Source organism: Dehalococcoidales bacterium (genome assembly GCA_030698765.1).
Lineage (GTDB): Bacteria > Chloroflexota > Dehalococcoidia > Dehalococcoidales > UBA2162 > JAUYMF01.
In genome coordinates this window covers 1-11074 of the sequence record JAUYMF010000119.1, presented here as the reverse complement: position 1 = coordinate 11074, position 11074 = coordinate 1, and the positions used below count along the sequence as shown (strand labels likewise).

Below are 11074 nucleotides of genomic sequence, written 5' to 3'. Positions count from 1 at the left end.
GATATACTTACCGCAGCCGGCACTTTATCTCAAGCATGACCAGTAGTCTTTAAGCTGTTCCTTAACTTCCCTGACGACTTTTTCCGTCTCCGGCAAAGCGGGATCCGCGCCGAATCCGGGCGGGACCGGCTCCGGTTCGGCTACTTCAAGTCTAATATCAGCCAGTCCGGTAACCAGGGCCAGCCAGGCATAGGGCAGTACCTTCTTGTTATAACCGGAGGCAATCAGGTCAATAACCTTCCCGTCACCATAAATCCCGGCCATCTTCCTGACCTTCTCTCCAATCATCCTGAAGCCGCTCACCGGCAGCCCCAGAGACGTCAGCCCATCCGCAAAATGGGGGTCCGAGCCGCCGTTGCGGATTATCACCTGCGGCTTGAACTCCTCAGCCAGTGGTTCCACAATCGCTTCAAAAGCGAGCCGGTAAGAATCATAACCGGCATTGACCGGCATCGGGACGTTGACGGTGAAGCCTTTTCCACTGCCGACGCCAATCTGATAGCTAAAAACGGTACCGGGATAGATGCTTCTGGGGTCCTGGTGCAGGTCAATGAACAACACCTTCGGCTCCTGGTAAAAGTATTCGCTGGTACCATTACCGGTATGGGCGTCCGTATCCAGTATCAGGACTCTTTCCAGCTTATGTTGCTTCAATAAATACAGCCCGCAGAAGGCAACATCGTTATAAAGGCAAAATCCCTCCCCGTAAGCCGCGCGGGCATGATGCATCCCCCCGCCGATAGACACCGCTTTGGCGAATTCACCCTGCTGAGTCAAATCACAGGCCATCTTCGCCTGGCCAACGATCAACCTGGCGGCTTCTTCCAGCTTTCCCGGTTTGGCGGCGGGCAGGTTATCCCCGCTCTGAAACCGGTAAAACTCGTCGGGATAAGTCAGCCCCAGGTTTGCCGCCCGGTAAAACCCCCGGGTAAAATCAATGTAGTCCTTCTGGCAGATTAATAGTAAATCTTCATCAGTTGCCGGCTCCGCCTGGAGAAACTGATAGCTACTCTCAGTCAGGTTCTCCCGTAGAAACCGGGGGAATATCTCGTAGCGGTCCCCGCGAAAGGGATGCCCGGGGCCAAAATCATACTCTCTTAATTCCGGACGATACAATATAGCCAGGGTCATTTTGCTCATTCTCCAGTAGTCTAAAAATAAAATGAGAGATTGATTTGAGCAATCTCTCACCTTTTAACAGTTATCTGACAGAGACGCGCGCAGTGCTAAGTCCTTAGTCCCTACCGTATCTTCTTTTCGCAATCACGGCATACTACCACTGGCGGGAAATATTTCATTACCACCACCATATCATCAAGCGGCCTGGACTTCTCACACAGCTTGCACGTAAAGGTTATCTCCCCGATTTCCGTTGCTTTTGCACCTTCATTGTCTGCTTCGGTCTTCATTGCCATTATCATTCCTCTCTAATCTGCGGGATAGGGGACAGACTTTCTCCGCACACTACGCGTCTTCCGTTTTACTGCCGACCTTGGCGTCACCATTGCCATTACCTGAAGCATGGCCACGGTCATTCCTGTAATCGGTAACGTAGAACCCGGACCCCTTGAAGATTATGGGAGCCGGCCAGAAGATACGTGTGGCGTCCTCACCGCATTGTGGACAGGTTCCCTTAGCCTTATCGCTAAAGCTCTGCCTTAGCTCGAAACGGGATGAACAACAGGGACACTCGTATACGTAAATGGGCAAATCTATCACCTCCTTGTTATTGTCATGCCCTCAAGTAATTATCCGTTTAAGAGAAATTGCTGGATTATCATCGCTAGAGATGGCATAAAAACAACTGACACCTTAAAAAAGTCTGGCAGTCCCGCTAAAGAATCACAGGACTTATTGTTGCCTTCCGGTTAATCGAAGCAACATTGAAATTCCATATTCCGGGCGACCGATTACCATACTGGGATTAGCACTCTCCCCACCAGACTGCTAACTCCATTGTAGCCTAATAAAATCCGTTAGTCAATATTTCCCGGCGGAGTCCTCCCTGCCGGGCACTGCCGCCGGATTAAACTATCTCCCAGTCCCGGTACCCCTGCTGAATTATTGCCAGATACTCCGGTGAAGGCGGTGTCTCTTCCGCGCGACCGGCCTTGATATAGGTTATTGCCGGTACCTGTTCCCCGTCCTCGCTGAATACGGTGACATTGAACCGGTTATAGTCTCTGGGATAACCCTCATAGCTGTCAAGTCTCCTCAAATCCCTGTCCGAAATTTCATAGACAGCCCCCAGCACCTTCTCCCCCCTTAATGGCTTGATACTGGCTATTCCCCCGTGGTATTGCCGGGACCAGCCGACAAATACCAGTTTATAATTAGGCAGGGTAGCCGTAAACTCCGGCTTGCTGTCCGGGCAGCGCTCCTTCATTTGCTTGTGGTTTAGATTGGAGGCATAGGCAAAATAGTACATTGCTGACACCATATAAACGCTAAAGCACCGAATAACTCAACGGCGTCATAATACCGTATCTATCAGGAAATGGCAACTTCCAGGCTGAAGCCAGTACGTATTGCGTGCTGGCTTGATAAGCATTAAAATACTGTGATGAAACGGATTAGCCTGGTTATCCTGATACAGTTGACTCTGGCGATGGCGCTGGCCGGGTGCGCCACGTTTCCCGGAGCGCCGGCTGGCTCGTCTTTCATCGAGGAATCCTTTACTGTTGAGCCGGGGCAGAAACATACAGTGGCAGTATTGCTGCAGGAACGACGGATCGTGGGAGGCACTTTCAGCGTTAGCGGCGAACGCGCTTCCATCGATTTCTATGTAACCGGCCCCGAGGGGGAACTGGTTTACGGCGTTGAACGCGCTGTGGGCGGACATAGCTTCGAAATCAGGGCACAAAACACGGGTACCTATACCTTGTATTTTGATAATTCCATATCCGGCGGGTCTCCCCGCCAGGTTTCCTTACGCTATCGCGTGCGGTAGTCTCTAAGCGGACCCGCGGTATGGAAACCAGGTCAGCGATTGGCACTGTTACTTGCCGTATGTTGAGCCCTCCGGCAGCACCACCTCCCCCACAGAGAATTTCCTGGGCGCCGGAGGCAAGTCCCTGCCAAACCAACGCCGCATTACCTGCTCAACGAGATGTCGGCCAGCCTGTCCGGCTCGATCTCTTTCGGCGCGGTATATTGGTTCTCCGTAATCAGGAAGCTGATAACCTGCAGGTATTGTTCCCGGGAGAGCGTGCCGGGAGCGTCATAAGGCATAGCCACGGAAACCATATCGAATAGTGCCTGGGCATTTTCATACTTATCGAGGACGCCATCTCCGACGAGGGTTGGGCCGAAAGCGCCCTGCCCTCTGGCGCCATGGCACCGGGCGCAGTTATTGACAAAGACGGTCCTCCCCGCGGCTACCAGGCTTTCTCCATCGGAAACCGGAACGGCGGGCGGCGGCTCCGCCCGGCACGCGGCAAGGATGACCGGAGCCAAAAGGATCACCAAGGTCAAGGCGTAGAGCACAGGCTTACCTTTATACCACCCTGACCGGGTGGGGCACCATAGCGCCGAAGGCATACCCGAGTTGGTTCCATTTTTGCTGCGGGATGTCATACTGCATATCCCCTTTTTCATAAATCGCCCGCGGGATGATTGTCATATCGCCCGGCCGCGCCTCGAAGGAAAACTCCCAGCAGCGCTCGCACCACCGAGCAAGGTGACGAACCTGCGCCGCGAGATGCCCGCGGCCTCACCTCTACGTCTCAGAGCTTCAAGCTGGTCTTCGTTGAAAGAGGTTGACTTTTTCACGGTCTTCTCCCTTGCCCGCAGGCCGCCAATCATAAAGACATCAGGCCTTCTCGGAAGCTCCGGGGTCTCCCAGCCACGCTAAATCAAGCAACTCTTTATATAGTTTATCTTCTTTCCTCTCTTCAGGGAATACGTAGTCATACGCAATTTATCTTATAACAGAATTAGCCGCCCTGTGGCGTGAGACGAGCCGGCGTCCTTGATGGCAGCGCTTGATTTCGAGTTTTTGCAGTCTGAAAGGTATTATTCGGTTTTGGTTGGCGGTGTCATTGCGAGACGATTCCGTTATAGGCGGAAGGCTTCAGCCCGAGTTCAGCGTTCGACTGAGCTCACGCCGAAGTCCCGAGGGCTTCAGCCCGAGTTCAGCCCGAGGGCGAAGCAATCTCATGTGGTGGGGAAGCTGCAACCCCTCCCGGATTGCCATACTGAGCGAAGTGAACGTGCTCCTCGCAATGACATTCAATATGGAAGATAGTCCTCTCTCCTCTTAGATGCCCTGTTCTTCCAGTCATTTTCAAGGTAGAAGGAGAAGCGTTTAATGGCATCATACCAGGGACACATAGAGCCACGAAACGTGGTCAGTGGGGAGGTTACGGCGATCTAAAACGCAAAAGGTATTATCCAGAAAATCAGGGTAAGAATGTACTGAACCACCAGGCTGAACACGACGAAAGGTACGGAATAGCTGAAAAACTCTCTCAACCGCACTTTGCTGCCTCCCTCCCTTTCTGCCAGACCCTGGGCGACGAAGAGGGCCGGAGCCCCGGCGATGGTCAGGTTACTGCCCAGAGTGCCTGCCCAGAGCAGCGCCCAGCCCAGCGGCCACGGGCTGATACCCAACGAGGGAGCCAGGTCCCGAATCAGATAGAGAAAGACCAGGATATAGGCATCATGCTCCACGATGCCTACTATCGGGGCAGTAACCCAGTAGAGCAGGCTGGAACCAAGAATGAGATTCTGCTGGAAATAAGGTGCCAGGGCATCGGCAATCATCTTGATGATACCGACATGGTGAATAGCCCCCACCAGTACGAAGAGGACAATATAAAAGAACAAAGCCTTCCAGTCAATCTCCCTGAGTATATCATCAAAAGAAGGCCCGCCTAAGTGACGGGCAAAGATCTCATTGATGATGACCAGCAGGCTCATACCAGTAAGGGCAATGAAGCCCAGATTATAGCCAATTACCTCGCGGAAGGACATGGCGAGAATAGTAGCCAGAAAAAGTCCCAGGCTGATAATGACAAAGCTCTTCTTCTTCAGGTATTCGCACGGTTCTTCCTGGCAGATTTCGTCAATAACGGCAGCATCCATTGGCGGAAATAGCTTTCTGAGCTTGTACCGGTACATGAAGAACATAGTGGCCAGAAAGGTGGCGGTCAATAACGGAAAAGAAGAGGGTCTGCCCATCTGCCAGATGAATTCATTGAACTCGATGCCGGTAACCGAGTGGAACATCTGGGGCGGCAGGTCACCGAGGAGCAATGCCGTGCCCATGAAGTTAGCCGCCAGGCCGACGGTTATTAAAAAAGGGAAAGAATTCAGCTTCAACTTCTTGGTGACGTGGAAGATTACCGGAGCCATCATCAGAATAATGACGACATTGTCAATTAACATCGAGATAAAGCCGGCAAGTATACCGAGCCAGAAGAGAAAAATACCGACATTTTTACCGGAGCGCCTGAGGATGGTTATCGCCAGAAACTGGGGAACTCCGGTATCAGAAAAGTAAGCGGCGATTATCCAGATGCTGAAGAGGATGGCGATTATATTCCAGTCAACGAAGCCGAACGCTTCGGTTTCGGCCATTGTCCCCACCATTACCATCAGGACTACGCCGATAATGCCGACTACGGTTCTATCCCACTTACCCCAGATGATGAGCCCGATGGTGACCAGGAAGATGACCAGAGTGATTGCCACAATAGGTTCCATCATTCTTAAAGGAGCACCACCAGTCCCGCATATACAGATTTAGTCCGGTTCTTATCAGTATAGACTATTTAAGCAAAGAGGGGAATAAGCATTAGTATAGCGCCACCGGCCACCACCGAAGCGATCTGGCCGGCAGTATTGGCTCCGGCAGCATGCATCAGCAGGTGATTCTGCGGGTTAGCCTCCAGTCCTAATTTTTGTATGACCCGGGCCGACATGGGGAAAGCGGAGATACCGCAGGCACCAATCATGGGGTTGATCTTCCGTCCCGAGAGAACGCTCATCATCTTCCCCAGCAGGACACCGGCAACAGTATCCAGGCTGAAGGCGACTATCCCCAGGACAAATATCAGGATGGTTTCCGGCTTCAAAAACTCCGCTCCTGACATCATGCCGCCGACGGTAACACCGAGCAGAATCGTAACAATGTTGGCCAGTTCATGCTGGGCGGTCTCGGAAAGGCTTTTCACTACCCCGCACTCTCTCAGCAGATTCCCGAACATGAGAGCGCCGATGAGCGGTGTTGCCTTGGGAGCAATCAATCCGACCACCAGGATGGTAGCTATCGGGAAAAGTATCTTTGCCCTTTGCGGTGTGGCTCCGGGAACCACCGCCATCTTCAGCGCTCTTTCCTCTTTGCTGCACATCGCCTTTATTATCGGCGGCTGGATAATCGGTACCAGTGCCATATAGGAATAAGCGGCGACTACAATCGCCGCCACATATTTTGATCCCAGAACCGTTGATACATAGATTGATGTGGGACCGTCGGCCGAGCCAATTATGCCTATTGAGGCGGCATCCCTGAGGCTAAAGTCCAGAATATGAAGCCAGCCATCACCGAGTAAATAAGCAAAAAAGAAGGTCCCGAAAATGCCGAATTGCGCTGCGGCGCCAAGTAGGATGGTATATGGTCTCTGCAGGAAAGGCTCAAAGTCAATCATCGCCCCCACGCCGATGAAGATGAGCAGGGGGAATAGCTCGGTGTGAATACCGGCATCTCTCAAAATCGCCAGTAAGCCGCCCTCTTCAGTTATCCCGCCCAGGGGTATGTTGCCCAGTAGCGCACCGGCGCCGATGGGCACCAGTAAAACCGGCTCTATCTTCCTGGCAATCCCGAGCCACATCAAAAGTCCGGCAATAAGCATCATCACTGCCGATTGCCAGGTCAAGCTGAGAAAACCAAAAAATTCGCCCGCCGGTATATCCATTATTTACCGCTCTCCCCCGTTTTGGCTTTGGGGCGGGTAAACCTAATCACCAGGGTCATAACCCCTAATAAGACCGTCAGCACCGCAAAAATAATCACCATGCCGAGGAGAACGATCCAAAGAGCATCAATCATCCTGTCCTTGCCTACACTTTCTGCTCAGTACTCAATGATTGCGATTGTGTTCCCGGTCTCCACCATCTGCCCGGCGGAAACTTTAATCTCGATAACCTTACCGCCTACCGGGGTCACTATCGGGTTCTCCATCTTCATTGACTCGATAAAGCAAATTACGTCTCCCTCATTCACAGTATCATCCAGTTTAACTTCCACGCTGGTGATCTTGCCGGTTATCGGAACCTCGATTATTTCCTGCGCCAATTTCAGACTCCTTTCCCGTACTCAGGTCATCTTTCTGGCCGGTCCTATATTCTGACAAACTAAAAGGGCAGGTACTCTAGCTAAGCTCTATCCCTGCCCCTTCAATCACCTATGGCTACCCTGATAACTTACGGTTCATCATCCGCAGCCAGTGCGCCGACAGCTTCTGCCGGATGCACCACAATCTCGCCGTCTTCCAGGTCAACTATTGCCGTATCTCCGGCGCGGAATTGACCGCGCAGCAGACTGTCAGAGAGTTTATCTTCAACCCTGTCCTGGATTACCCGCCGCAGCGGCCGGGCTCCGAAGACTTCATCATAGCCCTTTTCTCCCAGGAAGTCCTTGGCTCTCTCCGATACCTCGAGCTTTATTTCCTTGTCCGCCAGTTGCTGGGTGACGGAAGTCAGCATCAGGTCAACTATTTTACGGATGTGCTCTTTATTCAGCGAGTGGAAGACAACCACATTGTCAAGCCGGTTCAGAAACTCAGGCTTGAAGGTCTTCTTCAGCTCGTCAAGCAGTCTTTCCTTCATGCCCTCGTAGCTTTTCTGTTGCGTCTTCGCTTCGTCACTTTGCGGGGCAAAGCCGATGACGCTCCTCTTTCTGATAAGCTCGGCGCCGATGTTACTGGTCATCACAATGATACAATTACGGAAATCAACCCGGCGGCCCTTGGCATCGGTCAGATGCCCGTCATCGAAGATTTGGAGCAGGATATTAAACACATCCGGATGCGCTTTCTCAATTTCATCAAGGAGTATGCAGCAGTATGACTTTCGTCTCACGGCTTCGGTCAACTGGCCGCCCTCGTCGTAGCCGATGTATCCGGGCGGCGCTCCGACCATTCGGGATACCGTGTGTCTTTCCTGGTACTCGGACATGTCCAGCCTTATCAGGGAATCCTCGCCGCCGAACATGAACTCGGACAGTGCCTTGACCAATTCTGTCTTGCCGACTCCCGTCGGGCCGAGAAAGATAAAGTTACCAATGGGGTGCCTGGGATCTTTGAGTCCGGCGCGGGCTCTCCGTACGGCTCTGGCGATGGTACTTATCGCTTCATCCTGTCCAACAATACGTTTGTGCAGGACTTCTTCCATCTGCAATAGCCGGCTGGTCTCATCACCGCTCAGTTGTATTACTGGAACCCCGGTCCACATGCTGACAATTTCGGCAATGTTTTCGGCAGTAACTACCGGCTTTTCCTGCACCAGTTCCGTATGCCACTGTTGCTCCAGCTCTTTGGACTTCTCCTCAAGCTGGAGTTCTCTCTCGCGTATCTCAGCCGCGTAATCATACTGTTGAGCGGCCAGAGCGGTCTCTTTATCCTGGCGGTAACTTTCCTCAACTTCCTTGAGCTTCTGCAGAGAAACGGGTTTGACCTGGGATTTAATCCTTACCCGTGATGAGGCTTCATCAATCAGGTCGATAGCCTTATCCGGCAGGAAGCGGTCAGGTATGTACCTGGCGGCTAATGTTGCCGCGGCGTTTATTGCTTCATCGCTTATCTTAAGCTTGTGATGTTCTTCATAGCGTTCCCTGATACCATGCAAAATTGCTATGGTCTCTTCTACGGAAGGCTCCTCGACCAGTACCGGCTGGAAGCGCCGCTCCAGGGCGGGATCACGCTCCACATGCTTGCGGTAATCATCGAGGGTGGTAGCTCCGATGCACTGTAATTCGCCTCTGGCCAGCGATGGTTTAAGGATGCTGGCGGCATCGACCGCTCCCTCAGCGGCTCCGGCGCCAACAATAGTGTGGAACTCATCGACGAAGAGGACACAGTTGCCGGTAGTCTTTATCTCTTCGATGATTTTCTTGAGTCGCTCTTCAAATTCGCCCCGGTATTTGGTCCCGGCGACTACCGCCGCCATATCCAGGGTTATCAAACGCTTGTCAATCAGTGTCTCCGGTACCTCGCTGGTAGCGATACGGTGGGCCAGGCCTTCTACAATGGCTGTCTTGCCCACTCCCGGTTCACCGATGAGGGCCGGATTATTCTTGGTGCGGCGGCTCAGGATTTGCGTTACCCGCTCAATCTCCTTGTTCCGTCCGATGACGGGATCGAGTTTCCCGGCGCGGGCGGCGGCAGTCAGGTCAATGCCTAACTGGTCCAGCAGCGGCGTCCGGTTGGCGCTGCGGGTCACTTTGGCCCTGGCTAAACCCTGGCTGGGAATGCGGGTTACTTCAGCCCGCGCCTGCTCAAGGGTGATACCAAAGCTCTCCAGTACGCCGGCAGCGATTCCCTCTCCTTCATGCAGCAGCCCTAAGAGGAGGTGCTCGGTGCCGATATAGCTGTGGCCCAGCTGACGTGCCTCGTCTATCGCCAGTTCAATGACGCGTTTGGCTCTGGGGGTAAGCCCGATCTCACTGGTACTGGCTTTCTCACCGCGCCCGATGATATATTCTACCGCGGAACGCACTTTACCCAGGCTGGCGCCCAGATTGATTAGTACCTTGGCAGCTACCCCTTCCTCTTCCCGTATCAATCCCAGCAGGATATGCTCAGTACCAATGTAGCTGTGGTTAAGGTGCTGCGCTTCTTCCTGAGCTGAGGTGAGAACTCTACGTGCTCGTTCTGAAAATTTTTCGAATCGGCTAGCCATCTTTTCTCCTTAGAACCGCCTGCCGTTCTTACGCAAGGTTACCTTTACTGATATTATTATAAATCAACTTCCAGTATAAAGCAACTGGGCTGATCAGTGATAAAAGTGAAAGGCTGGATAAAAACTGCGGTTACTTTTTCTTCTTGGTAGTGAAGTCTCCTAGCAGTGGCATATTTTCCACAAGGGGTTGCCCCCTCAGTATCGTCTGCGCTGAAGCGTTTCACTGCCGTGTTCGGGATGGGAACGGGTGGTTCCACCTCGCTCTAACCACTAGGAGACTTCTACTATCTAGGAGTATTGTAGCACAAAACCTGAGGATAAGAAAAGCCCCGGACAAAATTTATTTTTAAGTGTCGGTCTGTCCTGCCCGACTGCGATATTATCAGGATCTTCCCCATGGCTTGGCAAGCCTGCCCGATATTGAGCATGGGCTGGCGCAAGCTGCCCGGCCGGCTAGCGGCCTCTCTGCATCAGTTCAATGAGCACGTTCTCCGGGCCCCAGAGGAAGCAGATTTTCAGTCCGGGTGATGCCTCCCTGACCTCATCGCGGAACCTGACCCCTCTGGTTTTCAGGTCAGCCACGGCAGCCTCGATGTTATCCGTCAATATCCCGAAGTGCTCAATGCCGTATCCGGTCTCCGTGGCGGTGGATGCCTTATCACCACGCTCGATTATCAGGATGCGGGAGCCGTTGAGGTCAAGCTCCACGCTGGTGCGCCCGTCGGCGGTCTTGCGGGTGTTGACCAGCCTGGCGTTGAACATGGTCTCGTAAAAATCGGCGGTTTTGGCGGCGTCCGGAGTGGTCAGGTGGATGTGGTCATGCCAGTAAACGGGCATTTTAAAACTCCTTACATAATAAGTCTCGCCTGATTCAGGCCGGTTCAGTCCAGTGTAAGCCCTGGCAGGGGGAGCCGTCAAATCTGATGACTTACCCCCACTCCGTCATTACGGGCACACGGGAAATCCATCCCCCTGACTTACTTCCAAAGGGTGGCGGGTGGGAATAGATACAGAAAAATATTTACTATCACCCTCACCCCCTGTATCCCCCTCAATCCCTCCCGTGTCCAGCACGGGACAAGCTCATTGCCAAATGGGGAGGCACAAATGACAGAGGTAGCCAGAGGCATCTCCCTTTACGAAAGGGAGAGCGAAAGGGATTTAAGGAGAGGGT

Annotated in this window: 13 protein-coding genes and 1 rRNA gene; 1 reads left to right on the top strand and 13 read right to left on the bottom strand. The window is 52.9% G+C overall.

The window, feature by feature from the left end; genetic code table 11:
• Positions 1 to 24: 24 nt before the first annotated feature.
• From Q8Q07_05940 to Q8Q07_05925, 4 genes are all read right to left on the bottom strand, one after another.
• Positions 25 to 1140, bottom strand: a complete 1116-nt coding sequence (locus tag Q8Q07_05940; protein ID MDP3879827.1) for a hypothetical protein — start codon at positions 1138 to 1140, stop codon at positions 25 to 27.
• A gap of 101 nt (positions 1141 to 1241) precedes the next feature.
• A complete protein-coding gene (locus Q8Q07_05935) occupies positions 1242 to 1415 on the bottom strand; it encodes a hypothetical protein (protein MDP3879826.1) in 174 nt (57 codons plus the stop codon).
• A gap of 49 nt (positions 1416 to 1464) precedes the next feature.
• Complete coding sequence (locus Q8Q07_05930) at positions 1465 to 1710, bottom strand: zinc ribbon domain-containing protein (GenBank protein MDP3879825.1); 246 nt, start codon at positions 1708 to 1710, stop codon at positions 1465 to 1467.
• A gap of 316 nt (positions 1711 to 2026) precedes the next feature.
• On the bottom strand, positions 2027 to 2428 hold the full coding sequence (locus Q8Q07_05925) for a gamma-glutamylcyclotransferase family protein (GenBank protein ID MDP3879824.1): 402 nt from the start codon (positions 2426 to 2428) through the stop codon (positions 2027 to 2029).
• A gap of 135 nt (positions 2429 to 2563) precedes the next feature.
• On the opposite strand from Q8Q07_05925, the gene Q8Q07_05920 reads away from it, so the two are divergent.
• Positions 2564 to 2950 (top strand): emp24/gp25L/p24 family protein, encoded by a 387-nt coding sequence (locus Q8Q07_05920; protein MDP3879823.1) that lies wholly within the window; start codon positions 2564 to 2566, stop codon positions 2948 to 2950.
• A 143-nt stretch (positions 2951 to 3093) separates the two neighbouring features.
• On the opposite strand, the gene Q8Q07_05915 is transcribed toward Q8Q07_05920, so the two are convergent.
• The 9 genes from Q8Q07_05915 to Q8Q07_05875 form a co-directional block, all read right to left on the bottom strand.
• A complete protein-coding gene (locus Q8Q07_05915) occupies positions 3094 to 3456 on the bottom strand; it encodes a c-type cytochrome (GenBank protein ID MDP3879822.1) in 363 nt (120 codons plus the stop codon).
• A gap of 40 nt (positions 3457 to 3496) precedes the next feature.
• Positions 3497 to 3622, bottom strand: a complete 126-nt coding sequence (locus tag Q8Q07_05910; GenBank protein ID MDP3879821.1) for a hypothetical protein — start codon at positions 3620 to 3622, stop codon at positions 3497 to 3499.
• 749 nt (positions 3623 to 4371) lie between these two features.
• Positions 4372 to 5709: an SLC13 family permease gene (locus Q8Q07_05905; GenBank protein MDP3879820.1), complete on the bottom strand. Its 1338-nt coding sequence runs from the start codon at positions 5707 to 5709 to the stop codon at positions 4372 to 4374.
• Between the two features lie 65 nt (positions 5710 to 5774).
• Complete coding sequence (locus tag Q8Q07_05900; GenBank protein ID MDP3879819.1) at positions 5775 to 6917, bottom strand: sodium ion-translocating decarboxylase subunit beta; 1143 nt, start codon at positions 6915 to 6917, stop codon at positions 5775 to 5777.
• Positions 6917 to 7051, bottom strand: a complete 135-nt coding sequence (locus Q8Q07_05895; GenBank protein MDP3879818.1) for a hypothetical protein — start codon at positions 7049 to 7051, stop codon at positions 6917 to 6919. The genes Q8Q07_05900 and Q8Q07_05895 overlap by 1 nt, the downstream gene beginning before the upstream one ends.
• A gap of 24 nt (positions 7052 to 7075) precedes the next feature.
• Positions 7076 to 7297, bottom strand: a complete 222-nt coding sequence (locus Q8Q07_05890) for a biotin/lipoyl-containing protein (GenBank protein MDP3879817.1) — start codon at positions 7295 to 7297, stop codon at positions 7076 to 7078.
• 128 nt (positions 7298 to 7425) lie between these two features.
• Entirely contained in the window at positions 7426 to 9900 is a 2475-nt protein-coding gene (locus Q8Q07_05885; protein ID MDP3879816.1) for an ATP-dependent Clp protease ATP-binding subunit, read from the bottom strand.
• A gap of 157 nt (positions 9901 to 10057) precedes the next feature.
• Positions 10058 to 10175: ribosomal RNA gene (gene rrf / locus Q8Q07_05880) — 5S ribosomal RNA — on the bottom strand.
• 178 nt (positions 10176 to 10353) lie between these two features.
• Complete coding sequence (locus Q8Q07_05875) at positions 10354 to 10737, bottom strand: VOC family protein (protein ID MDP3879815.1); 384 nt, start codon at positions 10735 to 10737, stop codon at positions 10354 to 10356.
• Positions 10738 to 11074 lie beyond the last annotated feature (337 nt).

Coding starts and splice junctions, on each gene's coding strand:
- Q8Q07_05940 (MDP3879827.1), bottom strand. CDS start 1,140: ATGAGCAAAATGACCCTGGCTATATTGTATCGTCCGGAATTAAGAGAG.
- Q8Q07_05935 (MDP3879826.1), bottom strand. CDS start 1,415: ATGGCAATGAAGACCGAAGCAGACAATGAAGGTGCAAAAGCAACGGAA.
- Q8Q07_05925 (MDP3879824.1), bottom strand. CDS start 2,428: ATGTACTATTTTGCCTATGCCTCCAATCTAAACCACAAGCAAATGAAG.
- Q8Q07_05920 (MDP3879823.1), top strand. CDS start 2,564: ATGAAACGGATTAGCCTGGTTATCCTGATACAGTTGACTCTGGCGATG.
- Q8Q07_05910 (MDP3879821.1), bottom strand. CDS start 3,622: ATGACAATCATCCCGCGGGCGATTTATGAAAAAGGGGATATGCAGTAT.
- Q8Q07_05905 (MDP3879820.1), bottom strand. CDS start 5,709: ATGATGGAACCTATTGTGGCAATCACTCTGGTCATCTTCCTGGTCACC.
- Q8Q07_05900 (MDP3879819.1), bottom strand. CDS start 6,917: ATGGATATACCGGCGGGCGAATTTTTTGGTTTTCTCAGCTTGACCTGG.
- Q8Q07_05895 (MDP3879818.1), bottom strand. CDS start 7,051: ATGATTGATGCTCTTTGGATCGTTCTCCTCGGCATGGTGATTATTTTT.
- Q8Q07_05885 (MDP3879816.1), bottom strand. CDS start 9,900: ATGGCTAGCCGATTCGAAAAATTTTCAGAACGAGCACGTAGAGTTCTC.
- Q8Q07_05875 (MDP3879815.1), bottom strand. CDS start 10,737: ATGCCCGTTTACTGGCATGACCACATCCACCTGACCACTCCGGACGCC.